The 24008-nt window shown below is 69.3% G+C and carries 9 protein-coding genes; all 9 read right to left on the reverse strand.

What is annotated here, in order from left to right; genetic code table 11:
- Positions 1-406: 406 nt before the first annotated feature.
- On the reverse strand, positions 407-1411 hold the full coding sequence (locus tag KR546_RS15375) for a sugar phosphate isomerase/epimerase family protein (protein ID WP_238445606.1): 1005 nt from the start codon (positions 1409-1411) through the stop codon (positions 407-409).
- Between the two features lie 216 nt (positions 1412-1627).
- Positions 1628-9001 (reverse strand): ThuA domain-containing protein, encoded by a 7374-nt coding sequence (locus KR546_RS15385; RefSeq protein WP_274388187.1) that lies wholly within the window; start codon positions 8999-9001, stop codon positions 1628-1630.
- A 266-nt stretch (positions 9002-9267) separates the two neighbouring features.
- Complete coding sequence (locus tag KR546_RS15390; RefSeq protein WP_238445607.1) at positions 9268-10440, reverse strand: Gfo/Idh/MocA family protein; 1173 nt, start codon at positions 10438-10440, stop codon at positions 9268-9270.
- Between the two features lie 84 nt (positions 10441-10524).
- The gene (locus KR546_RS15395; protein ID WP_238445608.1) at positions 10525-11613 is read right to left on the reverse strand and encodes a substrate-binding domain-containing protein; all 1089 of its coding nucleotides are present in this window, start codon (positions 11611-11613) and stop codon (positions 10525-10527) included.
- Positions 11614-11728: 115 nt separating this feature from the next.
- Positions 11729-12739: an ABC transporter permease gene (locus tag KR546_RS15400; protein ID WP_238445609.1), complete on the reverse strand. Its 1011-nt coding sequence runs from the start codon at positions 12737-12739 to the stop codon at positions 11729-11731.
- Positions 12732-14384, reverse strand: a complete 1653-nt coding sequence (locus KR546_RS15405; protein ID WP_238445610.1) for a sugar ABC transporter ATP-binding protein — start codon at positions 14382-14384, stop codon at positions 12732-12734. Before KR546_RS15405 ends, KR546_RS15400 begins: the two co-directional genes overlap by 8 nt.
- A gap of 422 nt (positions 14385-14806) precedes the next feature.
- Positions 14807-21526 (reverse strand): ThuA domain-containing protein, encoded by a 6720-nt coding sequence (locus KR546_RS15410; protein WP_238445611.1) that lies wholly within the window; start codon positions 21524-21526, stop codon positions 14807-14809.
- 185 nt (positions 21527-21711) lie between these two features.
- A complete protein-coding gene (locus KR546_RS15415; RefSeq protein WP_238445612.1) occupies positions 21712-22572 on the reverse strand; it encodes a sugar phosphate isomerase/epimerase family protein in 861 nt (286 codons plus the stop codon).
- 108 nt (positions 22573-22680) lie between these two features.
- Positions 22681-23973, reverse strand: coding sequence for a substrate-binding domain-containing protein (locus KR546_RS15420; RefSeq protein WP_238445613.1), 1293 nt, complete (start codon positions 23971-23973; stop codon positions 22681-22683).
- Positions 23974-24008: the final 35 nt, after the last annotated feature.

Genomic DNA, 24008 nt, shown 5'->3' on the forward strand with positions numbered 1-24008 from the left:
ACTCGTGGGTCACGGCCGGGAGCGGGTGCACGAACGAGCGGAATCCGCACCGGACGGCACCCACTCGTCGGTCACGGCCGGGAGCGGGTGCACGAACGAGCGGAAACCGCACCCAACTGCACCCACTCGTCGGCCACGGCCAGGAGCGGGTGCACGACCGAGCGGAATCCGCACCGGACGGCACCCACTCGTGGGTCACGGCCGGGAGCGGGTGCACGAACGAGCGGAATCCGCACCGGACGGCACCCACTCGTCGGTCACGGCCGGGAGCGGGTGCACGAACGAGCGGAAACCGCACCCAACTGCACCCACTTCGTGGGAGGTTTCGGGCACCGGCGGGGCGAGAACGGCCACGCCCGGCGCGTGGGCGCCGGGCGTGGTCGATCGATCGGTGTTCCGGGGGGTGTCAGTCGGAGGAGAAGGCCGCGTCGAAGGAGGACTCCGACGGCTCGATCGCGACGACCTTGCGGATGAACTCCTGGGCGTCCGGGCCGCCGAGCTCGCGGTCCATGCCGGCGTCCTCCCACTCGACCGAGATCGGGCCCTCGTAGCCGATGGCGTTGAGCATCCGGATGATGGCCTCCCACGGCACGTCCCCGTGCCCGGTCGAGACGAAGTCCCACCCACGTCGCGGGTCACCCCACGCCAGGTGCGAGCCCAGGCGGCCGTTGCGACCGTTGTCCTGGACCACCGACTCCTTGCAGTCCACGTGGTAGATCCGGTCCTTGAAGTCCCACAGGAACCCGACCGGGTCGAGGTTCTGCCACACGAAGTGGCTCGGGTCGAAGTTCAGCCCGAAACCGGGACGGTGGTCGATGGCCTCGAGCGTGCGGACCGTGGTCCAGTAGTCGTAGGCGATCTCGGAGGGGTGCACCTCGTGGGCGAAGCGCACGCCGACCTCGTCGTAGACGTCGATGATGGGGTTCCACCGGTCGGCGAAGTCCTGGTAGCCGGCGTCGATGGTCGCCTGGTCCACCGGTGGGAACATCGCGACGTAGTGCCAGATGGACGAGCCCGTGAAGCCGATGACCACGTCGACGCCGAGCTTGGCGGCGGCGCGTGCGGTGTCCTTCATCTCCTCGGCGGCACGCTGGCGCACACCCTCGGGGTCGCCGTCGCCCCAGATGCGGGCCGGCAGGATCGCCTTGTGGCGCTGGTCGATGATCGAGTCACAGACCGCCTGGCCGACGAGGTGGTTGCTGATCGCGAAGGTCTCCAACCCGTGCTCTGCCAGGATCTCCTTGCGCGAGTCGATGTAGCCGTCGTCGTCCATGGCCTTGTCGACCTCGAAGTGGTCGCCCCAGCAGGCGAGCTCCAGACCGTCGTAGCCCCACTCCGCCGCCTTGCGGCAGATCTCGGTGAAGGGCATGTCGGCGAACTGTCCGGTGAACAGGGTGACGGGTCGTGGCATGTCGTCGTCCTTGTCGTTGGGTCTGCACGGAAGAGGTGGGAGCGAGCGTCCCGGCGGATGTCCGGATGGCCGGTCATGCGCGCCGGGACGTCGCTCGCGGGGTCTGCACGGGTGTGGGGCCCGTAGGCCCCACACCGGAGTGTTGCTGATGGAACCCCCGCCGGCCGCCCGTCCCGCGGTGCAGGCGCGGGACGGACAGGCCGACGGAGGGATCGATCACGCTTGCTGGTAGAGCTCGGTCAGCGAGTCGACGATGACACGCCGCGCATCTGCGTCCTCGATCTGGACCGCCAGGTCGAGTGCCCGGTTGATCCACTGACGCACCTGCTTGGTCTTGTCACCCTTCTGGCCCGCCATCTTGACCGCCTTGTCGAGGTCGAATCGGATGTCGTCGGCCAGCTCGGAGCTGATCGACCCGTCCGCCTCGTAGGCGTCGATGAGGGCGAAGATGTCGTCGAACGACGTGGTGGTCGTGAACTCGATCGTCACGGTCGTGGTGTTGCCGGCGACATCGGTCGCCTCCACGACGAGCGTGTGCTCACCCAGGTCCAGCTCCGCCAGGGCGACGTCCAGCGGCACCTCGGTGCCGATGACGCTCCCGTCGATGCTGATCTCCACCGTGTCCAGTCCGCTGGTCGCGTCGCTGGCGTCGACCTGGAACGAGCCCGAGTTGCCGGCCTCGTCACCGTCGGCGATGCCCTCGACCGAGACCTCCGGATCGGTCGCGTCGATGTCGAAGGACACCGTCTCGACCTCGGTGGTCTCGTCCTCGCGGACTGCGCGCACCTCCACGGTGTGCGAGCCGTCGGTGTCGACGGTCAGCACGCCGTCCTCGTCGGCCACCCAGCCGGCGCCGTCGAGGTTGAACTCGACCGTCGCGTCGTCGTTGGTGGTCGCGGTGACGGTCACCGCGGACGTGTACCAGTCGTTGGCGCCGTTGGGCTCGGCCGGATCGACCGTGACGTCCAGCGTGAGGGGCTCGACCGTGGAGCAGTCGGCCTCCACCAGCCCGGCAGCGGTGGCGATGCCACCCCACAGGTGCTGGAGGAACAGGTCCTCGCTGTAGCTGGCCGTCGTGTGGCCGAGCGCGGTGTACCAGGAGCGGCCACCGTCGTAGTCGTGGCACCACGACATCGGGTGGTCGCCCATCGCCAGGCCGCCCACGTCGTAGGTCGACTCGTCGATGGTCATGAGGACGTGGACGTCCTCACGCGGGTTCTCCTGGAAGGAGTACCACTCGTCCACGCGGGTCCAGTCCTCGGGCAGCATGGACGTCGACGGGTGGTCGAAGTCCTCGACGTGCAGCGTGGCCTCGGGGGTACCCGGCGGGTGACCCTCGAAGTACGCACCGACGAGGTCGCCGTACCACTCCCAGTCGTACTCGGTGTCCGACGCGGCGTGCACGCCGGCGAAGCCACCGCCGTCCTGGATGTAGCGCTCGAAGGCGTCCTGCTGGACCCCGTTGAGCACGTCACCCGTGGTGGACAGGAACACGACCGCGTCGAACTGCGCGAGGTAGGAGTCACTGAAGACGTTGGCGTCCTCGGTGACCACCGTCACGGCACCGTTGTCGTTGGCCAACTCGGTGATCGCCTGCTGGCCCGCCTCGATGGATCCGTGGCGGAAGCCGGCGGTCTTGGAGAAGACCAGGATGCGTGGCGTGTCCTCCTCGGCGATCGTGAAGCTCGCCGAGCCGATGTCGCTGGTGTTGCCCTCGACATCGATCGCGCGGTACTCGATCGTGTGGTTGCCGATCTCGGAGACCTCGACCCCGGTCGTGTACTCCATCCAGTCGCCGCCGTCGAGGCGGTACTCGATGTAGTCCACGCCACTGTCGTCGGTCGCGTCGACCTGGACGGTGACCGTCCCGGCCGACGTGTCGAGGTTGGCGCACCCGATCGGCAGGCCGGTCGATCCGACGTGGATCATCACCGACTGCGCGCTCGAGCGTGCGGCCCAGTCCGCGGTCCCGGTCGCCGTGACGTTGCCGTCCGCGTCCGTGGTGAACCCACCGGTCGGGTCCTGGGTGTCCGACAGCCACAACTCGTTCGGGGGCTCGGTCGCCCCGTCCGGGTCGTCGCGGTAGTGCGGACCGTCCTCACCGCAGGCGAGGTCGTGCAGGTGCCCGCTGTAGTCGGCGTTGGGCTCCAGGCCACCGAGGTCCACGTCGATCGTGGTGGTGGACTCCTCCACGACCATCTGGGCGGTGCCCTCGATGGAGGTGCCGGTGGTCGGTGCGAACGCACCCTCGAACGTGCCGAGCAGGGTGGACGTCACCTCCGGGGCCGTGTCGTCACCGCCGTCGTCACCCAGGACGTGGAAGTAGTCGAACGCGATCGGCACGGAGCCGTTGGTCTGGTTCGTCCCGACCGTGAACGGTCCGACCGAACCATCCTGCGCCACCGCCGCGTTGGTCACGGTGCTGGGCAGGTCGGTCCAGGTCTCGCCGTCGGTCGAGAACGCACCCGAGATGACGTCGCCGGAGCGGGACATCCGCAACCACAGTTCGTCCTGGGGAGCCAGGGCCGGACCGTTGATCGCGTCCTCGATGGAGCCGTCGATCTCGCTCAGGAGCTCGACCAGGCCACTCGGCGTGTTGCCTGCCGTGTTGGTGACCACGTGGTCCAGCTTGACGTAGTTGTCGTCGTCGAGGTAGAGGATCACGCCACCCTGCTGGTACTGCTCGTACAGCGCAGAGGTGTCGAGCTTGACCTCGACCGTCCACTCGTCCTCGGCCGGTTGCGGCTGCAGGATGAAGTTCGTGGGCGTGCCGTTCGGGGTCTGGTAGATGTCACCGTCGCCCGTCTGGATCGTGAGCTCGCCGTCCGCGACCTCGTACGCACTCTCGTCGAGGCGCACGCTGTCGGTCCAGCGGCACAGCTCCAGCTCGGACCCACTGAACTCGTCGTTGGGGTCGACGGGACCACCGGTCCCGCCACCACCACCGGCGCCTTCGTAGGCGAACCAGTCGAAGCTGGCCAGCTCGTCAGCGGAATTGCCGGTCCCCGACAGGGCGAACAGCCCCATCTGGAGGTCGTCCCAGGCGGCAGGCGTCCCCGTGACCGCACCGGTGATGCCCGTCCAGCTCGACCCATCGGTCGAGTACTCGGGCGTGATGGTGCCGTCGTCCGCGACGTTCAGCCGGAGCTGGACCTCGTCCGGGAAGCCTGCACCCACGGCCGGGCTGTTCACCTCGGTCGGGGCACCGTCGACCTCCCACAGGAACTGGACGACCCGGGCATCCGGGTTGGCGGCACCGGTGTCGCGGCCCTCGATGACGAGCTTCACGTAGTTGTCGTCGTCCTGGTAGAGCAGCAGGCCTGCCTGCTCGTAGGCCTCGTAGGCCGCGACGTCGACGACGGTCGTGATGGTCGCCTCGCCGTCCGGCAGCGGCCGCACGACGATGTTCGGGGTGTCGGTGTTGTTGGTCCCGTAGATGTCGGTCGCGGAGACCGGCATCGTCAGGTTCGAGTCCGCCACGACGAGGTTGCCGTCGGGACGGATCACCGTCCAGTCGCCGGAGAGGCTGGAGCCCTCGAAGTCATCGAGGATCCCGCCGCCACCGCCGCCGGCGCCCGCGTACTCGAACCAGTCGAAGGCAGCTTCCTCGTCGGCGGGCTGGTTGTTGCCCGACAGCGCGAACATGCCCATCTGGAGGTTCTCGAAGTCGGCCCGGTCGGCCGTCTGGGAGAACGCGGTCCAGGTCTCGCCATCGGTCGACGAGTACGGGGTGATGAGGTCGCCCTCACCGACCAGCCGCAGGTACACGGTGTCGGGGTAGGCGGCGCCAAGTGCCGGTCCGTTGGTCTCGGCAGGACTGCCGTCGACCTCACTGACCAGCTGGAGCACCCGGGCAGCCGGGTCGGCCGCGTTGTTGTTGCGACCCTCGAGGACGAACTTGACGTAGTTGTCGTCGTCCTCGTAGAGCATCAGGCCGGCCTGCTGGTAGGCGTCGTACACCTGGGCCGTCACCTGGGTGGTGATCTCGAAGTCACCATCCGGCAGCGGCGTGTGCACGATGTTCGGCGTGTCGGTGTTGTTGGTCCCGTAGATGTCCGTCGCGGTCAGCGGCAGCACCAGGTTGGAGTCCTCGACGCGCAGGTTGCCGTCGGGACGCAGGACCGACCAACGAGCGTCGAGGCTGTCACCCTCGAAGTCGTCGAGGAAGCCTCCGCCGCCACAGCCGGGGCCGGGCGGGAAGTCCACCTCGATGTCGAACTCGGTGACCGAGCTCGCGCCCTCCGGGTCGGCCACGGTCAGGGTCGCCGTGTAGTCACCGGGTGAGGTGTAGGTGTGCTGGACGTCCATGCCGCTGTCCACGTCGCCGTCCCCGAAGGTCCAGTCGAAGGTCAGCGGGCTGTCGCCGTCGGGGTCGGTCGCCGTCGCGGAGAAGTCCACGTCCAGCGGTGCCTCACCCGATGTCGGGGTGGCCGAGGCGGTCACGTCCGGAGCACGGTTGCTGCTGACGCCGACGCCGTCGAACTCCATCCAGTTGACGTTGAACAGGCTGCCGGTGTTGTCCGTGGGCGAGTTCGCCACGAAGTACACGCTGTCGCTGGTCACGCCGTCGTCGAGATCGGCGGTCACCGTCGTCCACGACTGCCAGCCACCGGTCACCGGCACCTCGACGGTGCCCACGATCGGGCCGTCGGGTGCGTCGGTGCGGACCTGGATCTCGCCACCCGCGCCGGCCGAGGCCACGCGGAAGTCGATCGAGTCGATGCCGACCAGGTCGGCCGGGTCCATCGACCACCAGTCGCCGTCCTCGATGAAGCCGATGTTCTGGCCACCACCGTCGTCGGTCGTGTCCTCGATCTGGACGCCTGCGTCACCGGTCCCGACGCTGTCTGCGGTGCGACCGGTCTCGGCGAAGTACTCCGCCTCGGTGTGGCGCAGGTTGAGCTTGACGACCTCCTGGCTGGTCAGGCTGCCGGCACCACCCTCACCACCGGTGTCGGTGTAGGTGAAGGTGATGACGCCGAAGATGTCCGCCCCGACGTGGCCGGTGTCACCGGGGATCGGGAACTCGCCCGAGCATCCGGTGTACTGGTCGTAGGGGTGGGCGTGCTCGTCGTGGCCCAGCGCGGGCTGGGTGACGACGTCCTCGCAGTCGACCGTGCCGTCCTCGGTGTCGGTGACGGTCACGTCGTAGGCGACGCTGTCACCGAACGAGAAGAACCCACCGTCGGCCGGCGCGTTCACCTCGATGGTCGGGGGCGTGTTGCCCGCCGTGATGGACACGCTCGCCGAGGCGGTGTCGCCCTCGTCGTCGGTCACGGTCAGCACGGCCGTGAACTGGCCACCGGTCGTGTACTCGTAGGACGGTTCCTCCTCGGTGGAGTCGACGGTTCCGTCGTTGTCGAAGTCCCAGGCGTAGGTGATGTCCCCGCCGTCGGGGTCGTTGGACCGCGCCGCCGAGAAGTTGACGGTCAGTGGCAGGCCACCGGAGGTGACGTCGGTGTCGATGCGCGCCACCGGTGAGCGGTCACCACCGACGTACTCGATCTTGTAGATCCCGGAGTCGGGGTTGTTGTCCCCGTAGCCGTTGCCCCACTCGATGAGGTACAGCGAGCCGTCGGGGCCCCACTGGAAGTCCATCGTGCGGATGAACGAGTACTCGGTGAAGACCGGGTTGATCTTCTCGACCTTGTCGATGTCGTCGTCGACCTGGAAGGACCACCACGCGTTGTTGGTCCGGTTCCAGTCGGCGAAGATGTTCTTGCCGTCCCAGTACGCGGGCCACTTGACGTCGGACTCGAGGTCGGCGTCGTAGCGGTACGGGGCGGAGGTCATGGGGGCGCCGACGTTGCCGACCTCGGGCGTGCCGGTCGACGAGCGACCCATCCACTCCTCGGCCGGGATGGCCGGGGGCAGCTCGGTCAGCCCGGTGTTGTTGGGCGACTCGTTGACCGGGTTGGCGCAGTCGAACGCGCTTCCCGACGTGGACGTCGCGAAGTTGTAGTCGATGTAGGGCGTGTTGTTGCCGACGCAGTACGGCCAGCCGTAGTTGCCCGGCTCGTCGATGATGTTCCACTCGACCCGGCCGTCAGGACCACGGTTGGCGTTGGCCCCACCGGCATCCGGGCCGTAGTCGGCCAGGAGCACGGTGCCGGTCAACGGGTCGATGCCGAACCGGAACGGGTTGCGGAAGCCCATGCCGTAGATCTCGTCACGGATGAGGTCCTGGTTCTTGTCGGACGCCCAGTCGGTGTCCTGCAGGTTGCCCGCGGGGACCGTGTAGCCGCCCTCGTCGAGCGGGGTGATCCGCAGCAGCTTGCCGGACAGCGAGTTGGTGTTGCCCGAGGAGCGCTGCGCGTCCCAGGCGGAACGGCCGTCGCGCTCGTCGATCGGGGTGTAGCCGCTCGAGGCGAACGGGTTGGTGTTGTCACCGGTGGAGATCCACAGGTTGCCGTCCGGGTCGAACTCCAGTTCCCCACCGGCGTGGCAGCACTCGGCGCGCTGGGTCGGGATGTTGAGGATCTCGACCTCGCTGGACAGGTCCAGCGTGTTGCCGTCCATCGTGAACCGGGAGACCTGGTCACCGGTGCCGCCGGAGGGCGAGTAGGTGAGGTAGACCCAGTTGTTGTCGGCGAAGTCCGGGTCGAGCGCGAGCCCGATCAGGCCGAACTCGTGGACCGTGGTGACCGGCAGGGTCCCCGCGGTCGAGACGGCACCGCCGTCGATGACCTTGAACTGGCCGGTGCGCTGGACGTAGAAGACCCGTCCGTCCGGGGTCACCTCGATGGCCATCGGAGCGGTCGGGCTGTCGTCGAGCGTGACCTTCTGGTAGTTCTCGGTCAGCGTGGCACCACAGTCGTAGGACACGGCGCCGGCCGCAGTCTGGATCCCGCCCCAGATCTGCTCGAGGAACTCGGCCTCGGAGAACGAGGCGTTGGTGTGGCCCAGGCCGGTGTACCAGGAGCGGCCACCGTCGTAGTCGTGGCACCAGGTGATCGGGTGGTCCAGGCCCATCGCGCCCGCGCCGGCGCCGTAGGTGGACTCGTCCATCGACTGCAGCACGTGGACGTCACCACGGGGGTTCGTCTGGAAGTTGTACCACTCGTCGGTGCGCTCCCACCGAGTCGGCAGGTGCGCGGTCGACGGATGGGCGTGGTCCTCGGTGATCACCGTCGCCGTCGGTGTCCCCGGTGGGTGGTCCTCGAAGTAGGCGCCCACCAGGTCGCCGTACCAGGCCCAGTCGTACTCGGTGTCCGATGCGGAGTGGATGCCGGCGTAGCCACCGCCGCGCTGGATGTAACCCTCGAACGCCGCCTGTTGTTCGGCGTCGAGCACGTCACCCGTCGTGGACAGGAACACCACGGCCGCGTACTGGTCGAGGTTGTCCTCGTTGAAGGCGCTGGCGTCCTCGGTGGCGTCCACCGCGACGTTGTTGTCGGCGCCGAGCTGTTGGATCGCGGCGATGCCGGCCGGGATCGAGTCGTGTCGGAAGCCGGCGGTCTTGGAGAAGACCAGGATCGAGTAGTCCTCGGCGGTCTGCGCACTGGCAGGCTGGGCGAGGGCCACCACGGAACTCACGATCATCGCCAGCAAGGCGATGATGACGGTCAGGCGTTGGCGGGTTGCGCTCATGTGTCGGTCACTCCTGGTGGTTCGGTCGCGGCTCCCGACGCGGGTGTCGGAGCCGTGCGGGACACCGACCTGACTCGGTGCTCCGCCCCTGCTGCTGGTCCGTCGGTGACGGACTGCCGCCTCCCCCCGACCTGACCCGGTGAGCGGCGTGGTGCCGTTGGTGCGATGCTGCTGTGCTGGTGGTGCGTCGGATACTGGTCGGTGTCGGGGGGGAGCACCAACCTCGGGAAGTCAGGGGTCGTGCTGGCCGTGCATCGTGACGTCGCTCACTCGGCGACCTCCTGCCAGCAGCCGTCGGCGGCGGCAGAGTCCTCCACCGCAGCCAGGACGCGCTGGACCGACAGGGCGTCGGCGAACGACGGCGTCGGATCGGTCTCGTCGCCGATCGCGCGCACGAAGTCGGCGATCTCGTGGACGAAGGTGTGGTCGTAGCCCAGGACGTGGCCCGGCGGGTACCACGAACCGGAATAGGGGTCGGCGCCCTCGGTGGCCAGGACGCGGGTGAACCCGCCCGTGGCCGGGTCTGCCGTGGCGTCGTGGACCCACAGCTCGTTCATCGCCTCGAACGAGAACTTCAGTCCACCCTTCGAGCCGTACAGCTCGATGCCCATGTCGTTCTTGGCGCCGGCGGCGAAGCGGGTCGCCTCGAAGCTGGCGAGGGCACCGGAACGCATCCGGCCGATGAACAGTGCGGCGTCGTCGACCGTGACGTCGCCGTACTCGTCGCCACCGGTGCCCGACAGGCCGTCGTCGGAGCCGGACGGCAACGGGCGCTCGGTCACGAAGGTGTGCAGCAGCGCCGACACCCCAGCGACCCGGTCGCCGAGCAGGAACTGGGTGGCGTCGATGATGTGCGCGCCGATGTCGCCCAGGGCACCCGAGCCGGCGTGCTCCTTCTGCAGGCGCCAGGCCAGGGGGAACTCGGGGTCCAGCAGCCAGTCCTGCAGGTAGCGGGCCCGAACGTGGTGGATCTCGCCCACGGCGCCCTGGGCGATCATCTGGCGGGCGAGGGCGAGCGCGGGGACCCGGCGGTAGTTGAACGCCACCATCGAGCGCACGCCGTCGACGTGCGCCTTCTCGGCGGCCTCGACCATCGCCTCGGCCTCGGCGACCGAGTTGGCCAGCGGCTTCTCGCACAGCACGTGCTTGCCGGCCTCCAGCGCCGCGATCGCGATCTCGGCATGGCTGTCACCGGGCGTGCAGATGTCGACCACGTCGATGTCGTCGCGGTCGAGCACGCTGCGCCAGTCCGTCGTGGACTCCGCCCAGCCGAGCCGGCTGGCCGCCGCCTCGGTGCGCTCCGCGTCGCGGCCGGCGACCACCACCATGCGCGGGTCGCGCGGCAGGTCGAAGACGGCCGGCGCGTTGCGCCAGGCATGGGAGTGTGTCCGTCCCATGAAGGCATGGCCCACCATGGCGATGCCGAGCGGCGTGGTCATCGGTGCTCCTGTCCGGTCAGGGATGTCGGGGCTGGAGTCGAACCAGTCCGGCGGGGCGGCGATGGCCGCCCCGCCGGAGCGGGCTCAGGACTCGAAGCCGTAGGGCAGGTACTCCTCGACGTTGTCGGCCGTGACCGTGGCCGAGAAGGTGGTGATCGAGGCCGGCACGGCCAGCTCGACCAGGTCCGACATGCCCTTGTTCTGGGCGATCAGGCGGGCGAGGTTGATCCCCGACCCGGCCATCGTCGGCGAGTACAGGACGGTCGCGACCAGCACGGACTCACCCGACTGGATCTCGCGCATGGCGTTGGCCGATCCGGCACCACCCACCATGAAGAACTCGTTGCGACCGGCCTCGTTGATGGCCGCCAGGACGCCGACGCCCTGGTCGTCGTCGTGGTTCCAGATCGCGTCGATCTCCGGCTCGGCCTGCAGCAGGTTCGCGGTGACCTGCTGGCCCGACTCGACCGTGAACTCGGCCGCCTGGCGTGCGGTCACCGAGAAGCCGTAGCCCTCGAGCGCGTCCGCGAAGCCCTGCGAGCGGGCCTGGGTCAGCGGCAGCTGGTCGATGCCGGCGATCTCGGCGATGACGGGGCTGTCGACGCCCTCGTCGGTGAGGCGCTGGCCGATGAAGTTGCCGGCCGAGACACCCATGCCGTAGTTGTCACCACCGATGTACGTGCGGTAGGCCAGTGGGGAGTCGAAGATCCGGTCGATGTTGACGACCGGGATGCCCGCGTCCATCGCCTGCTGGGCGATCTCGGTCAGGGCGGCGCCGTCGAAGGGCAGGATCGCGAGGACGTCGACACCACCGTTGATCAGCGTCTCGACCTGGCTGATCTGCTGGTTGACGTCGTTGGTGCCCTCGGTGGCCTCGAAGGTCACGTCGCCGAACTGCTCGGCGGCGGCCGCGGCGTTGTCGGTGACCGCGGCGATCCAGCCGTGGTCGGCCTCGGGAGCCGAGAACCCGATCGTGACGGCCGGGCCCTCCTCCTGTGCGGCGGCCTCGGTCTCGGTGTCGCCCGTGGCCGCGGCGGTCGTCGCCGCCGCGGTCGTGGCGGCGTCGTCGGAGGCCTCGTTGGAGGTGCAGGCGGCAATGACGCTCATCGCGCCGAAGGCCCCCACACCACGCAACAGGTTGCGTCGGGACAGGTTCTGTGCTGCGTCAGTCATGCTGGTGCTCCTGGTTGACCGGTGCTGCCGGATCTGTTGGTGTGGGCGGTGCGGGTGACCCGGCGCCGAAGCCCACGTGCTCGGCCTCCGGGTGTTCGGGGGTTGGTGCGGGGGGTCATGCGTGTGCACCATCGGACCCGCGCTGGGTCCGCTGCTGCAGCAACACGGCCAGGACGATGATCACGCCCTTGGCGATGTTCTGGAGATCGGTGGTGAGGTTGTTGAGGACGAAGATGTTGGTCATGACGGTGAAGACCAGCACGCCCAGCACGGTGCCCACCATGGTCCCGCGGCCACCGGCCAGGCTGGTGCCGCCGATGACCACCGCGCCGATGGCGTCCAGCTCGTAGAGGTTGCCGTGCGTCGAGGACCCCGTCGTGGTGCGCGCGACGATCATGATGGCCGCGATCCCGCAGGCCAGGCCGGACAGGGTGAACAGCAACATCGTCTGGCGCTTGACGTTGATGCCGGCGAGCCGGGCTGCCTCGGGGTTGCCCCCGACCGCGAAGGTGCGGCGGCCGAAGGTCGTGCGGTTGAGGACGAACCACCCGATCGCGGCCACCACGATCAGCATGACGACCAGGTTGGGGATCCCGAAGACGTCACCGTTGTTGAGACTGCGGAAGGCGCTGACCTCGACGATCTGGGTCTGGCCGTCGGAGATGTACTGCGCGAGGCCACGGGCGGACACCAGCATCGCCAGCGTCGCGATGAACGACACGATCTTGCCGTAGGCGATCAGCACGCCGTTGACCAGGCCCGTGGCCGTGCCGACCGCCAGGAAGGCGAACAGCATCCCCCACAGGCCCATCTCCTGGGAGGCGACCGTGGTCCCCCACACCGAGGCGAGCGCCACGATCGCCCCGACCGACAGGTCGATGCCTCCACCGATGATCACGAACGTCATGCCGACGGAGACGACGCCGATCACGGCGGCCGACTTGAGGATCGTCAGGAAGTTGTTGGCGTCGAGGAAGGTGTCGGGCGACGTGACCCAGCCCGCGACGAAGGCCAGCACGAGCACGGCGATGAGGCCGAGGTTCTGGGTGTCGCCGAGGCGGTCGCGCCACGAGGTGCCACCGTTGCTGGCACTGGTCTCGTCGAGCGTGGTCACGGTGTCATTCATCGTGGGGGCTCCCGGGGGCGACGTGGTCGCCGTCGGTCGATTCGGACGTCGTGCTCGAGTCGTCGGCAGGGTCGTCGGCCGAGTCGTCGGCAAGGACCTTGTTGGGGTCGTCGTCCACGTGGGTGGTGTTCTCCATGATCATGTCGAGGACGTCGTCCTCCTCCAGGGCACCGCCGGTCTCGCGTTCGATGATCCGACCGTCGGCGATCACCAGCACGCGATCGGCGAGGCCGAGGACCTCGGGGATCTCGCTGGACACCACCAGCACGGCCACACCCTCGTCCGCGAGCTCGCGGACGAGGCCGTACAGCTCGGCCCGGGCGCCGACGTCCACCCCGCGAGTGGGCTCGTCCAGCAGCAGGATCTTGCAGCCGTGGAGCAGCCAGCGCCCGACGACGACCTTCTGCTGGTTGCCACCCGACAGCGTGCTGACCTTGCGGGTCGCATCCGGTGGCCGCAGCTCGAGCTGCTCGGTGATCGCCTGTGCGTCGTCCACCTCGGCCTTGGCGCCGATCCAACCCGCGGTGCTGAACTTGTGCAGGTCGGACAGGGACATGTTGCGGGCGATGGACTGGCCCATCAGCAGGGCCTGGGACTTCCGCTCTTCGGGGGCCAGTCCCAGTCCGTGCTTGACCGACTTGGTCACCGAGTTGCGGCCCATGCGCTCGCCGAAGAACGACACCGTGCCGCTGGTCGCCTTGCGGGCGCCGTAGATGGTCTCGAGGATCTCGGAGCGCCCCGACCCGACCAGTCCGGCCAGCCCGACGATCTCGCCCTCGCGGACGTCGAACGACACGTCCTTGAACTCGCCCGTGCGCGACAGGCCGTCGACCTCCAGCGCGACCTCACCGAGGTGGTCGGTGCCCTCGCGGCGCTCCGGGAACAGGTACTCGACGTTGCGCCCGGTCATGAGCGACACGATCTCGGAGGTGGACGTGGACTTGGCGTCCAGCCCGGTGGCCACGGTGGCGCCGTCCTTGAGCACGGTGACCCGGTCGCCGATCTCGCGGATCTCCTCGAGCCGATGGCTGATGTAGATGATCGCGACGCCGTCCTCGGTCAGCTCGTGGATGACCCGGAACAGGTTCTCGACCTCGTCGTTGTCGAGCACGGCGGAGGGCTCGTCCATGACGATCAGCTTGGCGTCGTGCGACAGGGCCCGGGCCATGGACACGATCTGCTTGCCGGCGGCGGACAACGACCCGACGGTCCGTCGGACCCGGATCTCGCCGTGGCCGAGGCGCTGCATGATCTCGCGGGCCCGCTTGTTGGAGCTGCGGGTGTCGATCCAGCCGAGCCGCGACTTCTCGTGGCCGAGGAAGATGTTGTCGGCGACGGTCAGGCCGTCGATCAGGTCCAGCTCCTGGTACATCGTGGCCAGGCCGGCCTGCAGCGCCGCGAGCGGGGTGGCGAACGAGCGGTCCTCGCCGAGCCAGTTGATCGTGCCCTCTTCGGGCGTGTGCGCGGCCGACAGGACCTTGATCAGGGTCGACTTGCCGGCACCGTTCTGGCCGAGCAGGCAGTGCACCTCGCCGGGACGGACATCGAGGTCGACGCCGTCGAGCGCACGGACCCCCGGAAAGACCTTGACGATGTCGGTCATTCTCAGGATCGGCGCGGCGGTGTCCGTCGCGACGTCGGGCATCTGCACTCCCCCGGCGGTTGGGCGTTTCCGGTGTGGGACCCGCGTGGGCGGCTCCCGCTCGGCCATGTTGACCGAGTGTTAATTAGTTGTGGCGGGCATACAAACAGACGACAGGCGTCTTGTCAAGGGTTTCGGGGACCAAATTCCCGAATCTCGAGACGATCATGGAGCAACATCTGCGGACGAACCCCGCGACGTGGTCGTAACGTGCGCCCTTTGTCCAGCTGGTGATCGAAGTTCTTCGCCAAGCTAACCAAAGTGAGCGGCTCGGTCAATGGTTTCGCCGATGTTTCCGGGAGGTCTCGCGGGCCGGGCTCCCCACCACGCGGGCAAGGATGCCCGCGTCGGCCCGCCCCCGCACGGCACTGCCGGCCGGTCCCCGAAGGAACCGGCCGGCAGCGGGGCACGCGTGCCTGGCGGGTTCAGCCGAGGTCGTCGACCAGGGCCCGAAGGTTCGCGCCCAGGACCTCGCGGACCTCGGGGTCGTCGACCTGCTGCAGCCGGTCCAGCGCGCGTTGGAAGGCACCGGCAGCCTGGCTGGTCCGCCCACCGTCGAGGTGGCGCATGCCCACCTCGACCTGCTGGCCGACCTGTCGTGCGACGCGGGCGTCCAGCGCACCTTCCTCGACGAACTGGTCGATCAGTGCGAGCACGTCCTCACCGGAGGTGGTGATGGTGAAGGACAGCTCGGTGGTCGTGACGTTGCCCGCGACGTCGGTCGCCTCGACGGTGACCGCGTGGTCGCCCAGCGACCAGTCCCGGGCGGTGAGGGTGGCGGACACCTCGTCGGTGCCCTCGCCCACGACCTCGCCGTCGACCATGACCACCAGCGACGCCATGCCGCTGGTCGCGTCGTCGGCCGACACGGTCACGTCGACCTCGGACGAGCTGCCGACCTCGACGCCGTCGGTGACGCCGTCGACGGCGACCCCGGGCGCGGTGGCGTCGAGGTCGATGGCGACCTCCGCCACGTCGGTGGTCTCGCCCCCGCGGATGGCCCGCACCGCGACGGTGTGGGACCCGTCGGTGTCGACCACCAGCACGCCGTCGTCGTCGGCCACCCAACCGTCACCATCGACGTCGAACTCGATGGTCGCGTCGTCGTTGGTCGACGCCGTGATCGTGACCGGGCTGACGTACCAGCCGTCCTGGCCGTCGGGGTCGGTCGGGTCGACGACCACGTCCAGCTCCAGCGGCTCCGTGATGGTGAACGATGCCTCACCGACCACCGACGTGTTGCCGGCGGCATCGGTCGCACGCCACGTCACCACGTGGTCACCCGGCTCGTCGACCGTGAACGGGCCGTCGTAGACGATCCACTCACCACCGTCGAGCGTGTACTCCACGGACGCCACGCCGACGTCGTCACTCGCGTCGAGGACGACCTCGACCGGCTCCGACGTGGTGTCGAGCGTCGCGCAGCCACGGGGCAGGCCGAACTCGCCCGCGTGGACGTACACCGACTGGGCGGTCGAGCCCGCGGTCCACGGCGCGGAGCCGTCCACCGTTGCCTCGCCGTCACCGTCGGAGGTGAAACCGGCCGCGGGGTCGCTGTCGTCGTCGAGCAGCCACAGTTCGTTCGGCGGCTCCTCGACACCGTCGGGGTCGTCCTGGTAGTGCCCGCCCATCGGCACGGCACCACACACGTCCTCGTGGAGGTGGCCCTGGTGGGTCGTGTCGGGCTCCAGCCCGGACAGGTCCGCGGACAGCGTGGTGCCGTCCTCGGTGACCTCCAGGGTCGCGGTCCCGGCGGTGTCCCACCCGGCGGTCGGGGTGAACGCACCCGTGAAGGTGCCCAGCAGCGTGGCGCTGGCCTCCGGCGCGGTGTCGTCGACGACGTCGCCGCCGTCGACCCGGAACCAGTCGAAGTCGACCGTCACCGGCGACTGCTGGCTCGGGCCGATGGCCCAGAGGCCGAACGTGTCCAGGTCACCGGCGTTGGTGACCGGCTCGCCGACCTGGGTCCAGTTGATCCCACCGTCGCTCACCCAACCGGTGTAGGTGTCGCCCTCCTTCGCCAGGCGCAGGTACCAGTACCCGGACTCGGTGGTCTCGGCGACGTCGAGCAGGCGGTTGCCGCCGGCACCGAAGTTCGCATCGACCTCACTGACCAGTTCGGTTCCCAGGTCGAGCGCCGATCCCGGAGCGTTGCGGGCACCCACGTTCAGCTTGACGTAGTTGTCGTCGTCGCCGTACGCGAGCAGCCCGGCGAGCTGCCACTGGGTCTCCAGCGGTGCCCGCATCCGGGTCTCGATCGTCCAGTCACCGTCGGGGGCGTCCTGGAGGATCATGTTGCGTGGGTCGCCGTTGTCCGTGCCGTTGATGTCGCCGAGGTCGGTGGTGATGGACAGGTGTCCGTCGGCCACCTCGACCTCGGAGGCGTCGGCCCGCACGATGGCGTTCCAGCGGCAGGTGTCCAGCGCGTCCCCGTCGAACTCGTCGGAGGGCGCCGGAGCCTCGGCATCGTCGTCCGCCGTGGCGAGGGTCGCGGACTCGACGTGGGCCACCTGCTCGGAGGCGGTGACGTCACCGCCGGCCATGATGCCGATGGTGGCATCGGCCTTGACGGGCGCGGAGCCCGACAGGTCGGTCCAGGTCGAGCCGTCCAGCGAGTACGCCGCCGTGATCGCACTGCCGTCGCTGGTCAGCTGCAGGTGGACCGTGTCCGGTCCGCCCGCGAGGGCGACGTTGTTGGCGTGCCACGTGCGGCTGCCAGCGGTCTCGGTCTGGAACTCCAGGAACGGAGCCCCGGACGTCCCCTGCGTCCAGGCCAGCTTGACGTACTCGTCGTCGCTGGCGTGCAGGAGCAGCCCGGCGTGCTGCCACTCGCGCGTGTGCTCGAGTGACACCTCGGTCGTGAACGTCCACTCGCCGGCGGGTGCCGGGCGGGCGACGTAGCTGATCGGGCCGGTGCTGCCCTCGTTGATGTCGCCGGCGGTCACCGGCAGGTGCAGGGCACCGTCGGACACGCTGACGGGGTCGCCGTCGGCCTCGCGGACGGTCGTCCACGTCCCGGTGTCGAGGGCGTCGCCCTCGAAGTCGTCGGCCGAGCCGACGGCACACGCCGGGAAGGGCTCGTACTCGGGCTCCTGCGGCTCGTCGGGCAGTCCCTCGACGATCGAGAAGTTCGAGAACTGCGCCGTCGCCCGACCACTCGTCGAGTGGGCGGTGACCGCCACCCCGACGTCCTGCACGGCGGCGGCACTGTCCACGGTGGCCGGGTCCCCGACCTCCGTCCAGTTCTCGCCGTCCGCACTGCGCCAGGCCTGGTAGGTGTCGCCGTCACGGGTCACCCGCATCCACTGCGGGTACACGACCGCGCCACCGTTCTGGGACGCGTCCAGCAGTCCGTTGCCGTCCAGGTCCTGCATCCACTCGAGCCCGCTGGTGCTGTTGCGGGCGCCGAGGTAGACGTAGCCGCCGGACGATCCGGCCGCGGTGATGTCGTTGCGGACCATGATGCCGGCCTTGCCACTGGTGGACACCGACTCGTGGCTGTCCAGCCGGACGGTCGCCGTCCACTGGTCCCACTCCGCTGCGGCCGGCTGGAACGCCGCGCCGTACTCGTCGGCCGACGTCCACATGTTGGCCCCGCCCGACTCGATGATCCAGGTGTCGGAGTCGGGCCGCTCGAAGGTGGCCGCGGCCGCCTCGTGGGAGTAGGTCTGCCACCCGGCGAACAGGTCACCGACGTCGATGCTGATCGCACGCGACGTGGTGGTCACGCCGGTGGTGCTGGTCGCGATCGCCTCGATGACGTAGCGACCCTCCTCGTCCGGCGTCCAGGTCACCTCGAAGGGCGCCGTGGTGTCGGTGCCGACGGACTCGTCGTCGACCAGGAACTCGACCTGCTCGATGCCGTTGTCGGGGTCCGACGCGTCGGCGGTCAGGGTGACCTCGCCCACCTCGTCGATGACGGCGTAGGGCTCGGGGCTGGTGATCTCGACCGTCGGGACGGTCGAGTCGGACAGGCCCTGGCCCACCGCCTCGATGAAGTTGACCCGACGCTCGCCCGGACCGGGCATCACCACGTACAGGGTGAAGGACTCGCCGGGGTCGGTCACGTCGACGGTCACGTCGACGAACCGGGTCAGCCCGGTGGCCGGCACGTCGGCAGTGCCCAGGAGCGGGCCGTCGGGTGCGTCCATGCGCAGCTCGATCGGGCCACCCTCGCTTGCCGCCGCACGCACGGTCAGTGCGTCGATGTTGGCCAGGTTCACCGGGTCGTGGCTGAACCACGCCCCGTCGGAGCCGCCGAGCGCCTCACCGTGTCCGGCGACGTCGCGCGACTCGCTGACGGTGATGCCCTCCCTGTCGTCGGCGAACTCGGCCTCCTTGAGACGCGGGTACACGGCGACCGTGTCGGAGCTGGTCAGCGGTGGTTGGCCATTGGCACCCGCGTCGGTGTAGCGGGCGTCGATGACGAAGAAGATGTTCTCGTCGGGGGCGTGGCCACCCAGCGAGGTCTCGACCGACCCGGTGAGCCCACGGAACTCCGTGGTCGGGTGGGCATGGCCGTCGTGGCCCAGGGCGGGCTGGACGATCACGTCGTCGGGATCGATGGTGTCCTCGGCGTCGGTGACGTCGACCTCCCAGCTGATGGTCGAGCCGAAGTCGAAGAACGCACCGTCCGGTGGAGTCTCGACCTCGACGTCAGGTTCAGTGTTTCCGACGGTGATCGGCACGGTGGCCGTCCCGACCTTGCCCTCGGGGTCGGTCACGGTCAGGCGGGCGTCGTAGACCCCGACCTCGTCGTAGGTGTGCGTCGCATCGACACCGGTGGCGTCGACGATCCCGTCAGCGTCGAAGTCCCAGGCGTAGGACAGCGAGGCTCCCTCGGGGTCGCTGCTGCGGGCGCCCGAGAAGGTGACCTCCAGCGGCGCCTGGCCCGACTCGGGGTCGGCGTCGATCTGGGCGATCGGCGAGCGTGACCCGGAGATGTAGTCGATCCGGTGCAGTCCGGAGTTGGGGTTGTCGCGCCCGAAGCCGCCACCCCAGTCCAGCACGTACAGCGACCCGTCGGGCCCGAACAGCGAGTCGATCGGGGCCAGGAACTGGGTCTGGGGCAGGAAGGGGTTGACCTTCTCCACTGCCTGGCCGGGCTCGTAGGCGTCGGTGGTCGCGGTCTCGTCCAGCACGAACGAGAACATGCGGTTGCGGGCCCACTCGTAGAAGAACGGCTTGCCGTCGTAGTACTCGGGGAACTTGGTGTCGGAGTCCAGGGACTCGTCGAAGTGGTAGGTCGGACCACCCATCGGGGCCAGGCCGCCACCCTGGTTCAGGCCCGAGCCCTGGTCGGAGGCGCGCTGGTAGCCGTAGTAGACGTCGGCCGGCTGGACCGGCGGCAGCTCGGTGAGCCCGGTGTTGTGGATCGAGTCGTTGATCGGCGCGTCGCAGTCGAAGAAGTCCCCGACGGTCACCGGGCTGGTCAGGTAGTCGACGTCACGGAAGGGCTCGTTGGCACCCATGCACAGGGGCCAGCCGTAGTTGCCGGCCTCGGTGATCCAGTTCCACTCGGCGATGCCGGCCGGACCGCGGGTGGCCGGGGCGTCGTTGTTGTTGTCCGGCGAGTAGTCGGCCAGGCCGACGTCACCGGTCACCGGGTCGACGAAGAACCGGAACGGGTTGCGGAAGCCCATCGCGTAGATCTCGGGCCGGATGAGGTCGGTGTCCTTGTCGGCCGCCCACTCCGTGTCGATGAGGTTGCCGTCCGGGATCGTGTAGCTGCCGTCGGCCTCGGGGTGGATGCGCAGCAGCTTGCCACGCAGGTCGTTGGTGTTGGACGAGGTCGCGCGGGCGTCCCACAGCATCGTCGACGACTCGTGCAGCGGCGCGTAGCCACCGGACGGCTCGGAGTGTGGGTTGACGTCGTCACCGATCGAGATGTAGAGGTTGCCGCCGGGGCCGAAGCGCAGTCCACCACCGGTGTGGCCGGGCTCGTCGGGCAGTCGGCTGGACGGGAACTCGATGACGAGCTCCTCGGAGGCCGGGTCGATCGTGCCGGTGTCGTCCATGGTGAAGCGCGACACGCGGCTGAAGAAGCTGGCCGGGTCGCTGTTGTCGGCACGGTCGGGTGCCCAGTAGACGAACACGTGGCCGTTGTCGGCGAAGTCGGGGTCCAGCGCGATGCCGAGCAGCCCGTCCTCACCACCGGAGTAGACGTCCAGCTCGACGGCGGTCTCGGTGGTCTGGGTGGCGGGGTCGTACACGCGGATCTGGCCGCGGACCAGCTCGGTGAAGAAGACGCGGCCGTCGGCGGCGACGTCCATCGCGAACGGCGCGGAGGTGTTGGAGTCCAGGGTCACGCGCTCGTACTCGGACCAGTCGGTGCCGCCGCAGTCACCCTCGGCCAGGCCGGCCGCCCACTCGACGCCGCCGACGATGTGCTGCACGAAGTCGGGCTCGTCGGTGTAGTGCGCCCCGAAGTGGCCCATGCCGGTCAGCCATGCACGGCCGCCGTCGTAGGGCTTGCACCACGAGATCGGGTGGTCGTAGCCCATGGCGTTGCCGCCCGGGTCGTAGGTCGACTCGTCCATCGTGGCCAGGACGTGGGCGTCACCACGCACGTTGACGTCGTAGTTGTACCACTCGTCGGCGCGGGCCCAGTCCTGCGGGAGGTGCTCCGTGGAGGGGTGCACGCGGTCCTCCACGAGCACGGTGCCGGGCTGGCCCGGGCTGGTGCCCGTGGCCGCGTGGCCGGGCATCAACGTGCCGACCAGGTCGTCCCACCAGGCGTAGTCACCACGCATGTCGGTGGCGTTGTGGATGCCCACGATCCCGCCGCCGGACTGTTGGTAGGCCTCCAGCGCGGCCTTCTCGGCGGCCGTCCAGGGGTCACCCGACGCCTGGAACATCACCAGTGCGTCGAAGGTCGCCAGGTCCGTGTCGTTGAAGATCGACGAGTCCTCGGTGTGGACCGTCTCGATGCCGGCGTCGGCGAAGGCGGACTCGAGCACCGGCACACCCTGCGTGATCGCCTCGGAGTGGCGGAACGCGGCGGTCTCGGTGAACAGCAGGACCCGGCCCTCGGCGGTCTGGGCCTGGGCGGGCAGTGCGGCGAACAGGGGCACCAGCAGCAGGCTGGTGACCAGCACGGCGAACAGGGTGGCGAGGCGGGGGCGGCGGACGTGCAGCGCAGTCATGGATCGGGCTCCGGGGGTCGTCGTCGGGGGGACGCCGTCGAGGCGGCGGGCGACGGAAGCCTGCACGCAGTCCGTCTGGTCAGTGTGGGGCGGTGGAGGTCGGTCGTGGGTCGATCGGTGGGTGCTCGGGTGGTGGGGACGCCGGCGGCCGACCCCGGGGGGCGGCGCCGATCGGGGTCACGGTGTCACGGAGGTCCCGGGACCACGCCGCGCAGGAACGCCAGGCCGTCCACGGCGATGGCGTCCTGGGTGGGGGCGAGAGGACGCCAGATCGACGCCGCCGTGGCGATGGTCTCGTTGTCCGGGGTGAACGACTCGATGCAGAGCGGTCCGCTCCAGCCGACCTCCTGCAGCGCACCCAGGAGGGCCGGCCAGTCGAGGTGGTCGTGGCCCGGGGTCCCACGGTCGTTGGCACAGACCTGGACGTGGGCGATCCGGTCCCCGGCGCGGTGGATCGCGGCGACCGGGTCCGACTCCTCGATGTTCATGTGGTAGGTGTCGAGGAGGACGCCCACCGACTCCACGGGCAGCGGGGCCATGGCCTCGAGTGCCTGGTCGATGGTGGTGAGGAACGAGGTCTCGTAGCGGTTGAGTGGCTCGACCGCGATCCGCACGCCGGCCTGGCGCGCGTGGTCGGCAACTGGCGCGATGGCCTCGGCCCACTCGGCCAGCGCGTCGGCACGCTGGGTGTCGTCCATGGGCCAGGTGCGGCCCACCGAGGCGTAGGCCGGTCCGCCGATCGCGTCGGCGCCGACGGTGTGGGCGACGTCGACGACGTGGCGCAGGTAGTCCTGGGTGGCGGTCCGGGTCGCGTCGTCGGTGTCGACCAGCTCACGGCCGGGCGGCATGACCAGGCAGACGGTGGCGCCCAGGCCACAGTCGTCGAGCACGGTCCGGGCGGCGTCCGGGTCCCAGTCACCGGGGTTCTCGACCGGCAGTTCGAGCACGTCGAAACCCCAGTCGGCGACCCGGCGGGCGCACGCGGCCAGGGCCGCGTCGTCCAGTGGCGAGTGCCACAGCCAGGTGGAGACGCCGATCGGGACCATGGGTGCTCCTGGGAGGGTCGGGGGGTGGGTCCCCCGAGCGCCGGGGGGAACGTGCGCACGCTCGGGGGGGCGGGGAGCCGGGCACGGCCCGGCTCCCCGCGGGATGGATCAGCGGTCGGTCCACGCGTCCGGGTAGCCGGGCAGGTCCTCGCCGCCGAACTTGGCGTAGTGCAGGCTCGGCATCTCGGAGTTCAGCTCGAGGAACTCCTGGAGCTGGTCCTCCTCGATCGGGACCTGCGGGAGGACCCACTCGCTCGGGACCTCCTCGCCGTTCCAGATCCGCACGGCCGCCTCGATCGGGGTCCGCCACTGGAAGTTGGAGTACACGGGCGCGATGGCCGTCATGCCGGTCTCGTCCCACTTGCGCAGGAAGGACATCTCGTCCTCACCGACGAACACCGGGTAGTCCATGCCGAGGTCCTCGTAGGCCTCGATGGCGGCGACGGCGCCGTCGCCGGCGTCCATCCAGATGCCGTCGACCGGACCACGCTGCAGGTACTGGGTGACGATGTCCTTGATCTGGGCGGCGTCACCACCGGTGAACTCGTTGCCGAGGACCTCCAGCTCGCTGTCGCCGAAGATCTGCTGCGCGGCGCCCCAGCGGTGCTCGAGGACGTCGACGCCCGGCAGGATGCGCAGGGCCAGGACGGTGCTGCCCGGCTCGAGGTTGTCGACCAGGAACTCGGCGCCGTCCGCGCCGTAGGCGTACCCACCGATCGGGTGGATGAAGGTCACCATGCAGTCGGTGTTGACACCACGGTCGAACACGATCACCGGGATGCCGCTGTCGCACGCGGCCTCGACCGCCGGGGTCAGGGTGGCGGTGGTGGACGGCGAGATGATCAGGGCGTTGCAGTCACCCGAGTCGATGAACGACTGGATGTCGGAGATCTGCTTGTTGTCGTCGTCACCGGCGTCGGCGACCTGGAAGTCCCCGATGATGCCCTGCTCCTCGTACACCTGGACCTGCTGCTGCATGGTGATCCAGCCGGTCACGCGCCACGGGTTGGAGATCGAGGCGTTGGAGAAGCACAGCGTCTGGCCGTCGCCGTCGGCGGCGAACTCGGACGTGTCGGCCATCTCCGGTTCGATCGCCTGGAGCCACGGGGTCGCGTCGTCACCCTCGGGGGCGATGTCACGCTGGGCGAGCTGGCGGTCGTAGTCGGCCTGCACGAAGAACTCGCTGTCGCCCGCCCCCTCGGTGGAGGTCTCGGATGCGCCCGCGCTCTCGCTGGCCATCTCGGAGGTGGTCTCGGTGGCCATCTCGGAGGTGGTCTCGGTGGCGGCGTCCTCCGTGGCGGTGACGCTGGCCTCGGGGTCGTCGGGGGTGTCGGTCGAGCAGCCGACGAGCACGAGGCTCGTGACGGCCGCTGAGGCGACCAGGGTCCTGGTCAACTTCATTCGGTTGCTCCTGTGTGTGTGGCGCGTCGAGCGCC

The organism is Salsipaludibacter albus, assembly GCF_019798055.1.
Lineage (GTDB): Bacteria > Actinomycetota > Nitriliruptoria > Nitriliruptorales > Nitriliruptoraceae > Salsipaludibacter > Salsipaludibacter albus.

What these genes read in the sequence shown, in the direction of transcription:
- KR546_RS15390 (WP_238445607.1), bottom strand. Translation starts at nt 10,440, where the DNA reads ATGACCACGCCGCTCGGCATCGCCATGGTGGGCCATGCCTTCATGGGA.
- KR546_RS15420 (WP_238445613.1), bottom strand. Translation starts at nt 23,973, where the DNA reads ATGAAGTTGACCAGGACCCTGGTCGCCTCAGCGGCCGTCACGAGCCTC.
- KR546_RS15405 (WP_238445610.1), bottom strand. Translation starts at nt 14,384, where the DNA reads ATGCCCGACGTCGCGACGGACACCGCCGCGCCGATCCTGAGAATGACC.
- KR546_RS15375 (WP_238445606.1), bottom strand. Translation starts at nt 1,411, where the DNA reads ATGCCACGACCCGTCACCCTGTTCACCGGACAGTTCGCCGACATGCCC.
- KR546_RS15400 (WP_238445609.1), bottom strand. Translation starts at nt 12,739, where the DNA reads ATGAATGACACCGTGACCACGCTCGACGAGACCAGTGCCAGCAACGGT.
- KR546_RS15410 (WP_238445611.1), bottom strand. Translation starts at nt 21,526, where the DNA reads ATGACTGCGCTGCACGTCCGCCGCCCCCGCCTCGCCACCCTGTTCGCC.
- KR546_RS15395 (WP_238445608.1), bottom strand. Translation starts at nt 11,613, where the DNA reads ATGACTGACGCAGCACAGAACCTGTCCCGACGCAACCTGTTGCGTGGT.
- KR546_RS15415 (WP_238445612.1), bottom strand. Translation starts at nt 22,572, where the DNA reads ATGGTCCCGATCGGCGTCTCCACCTGGCTGTGGCACTCGCCACTGGAC.
- KR546_RS15385 (WP_274388187.1), bottom strand. Translation starts at nt 9,001, where the DNA reads ATGAGCGCAACCCGCCAACGCCTGACCGTCATCATCGCCTTGCTGGCG.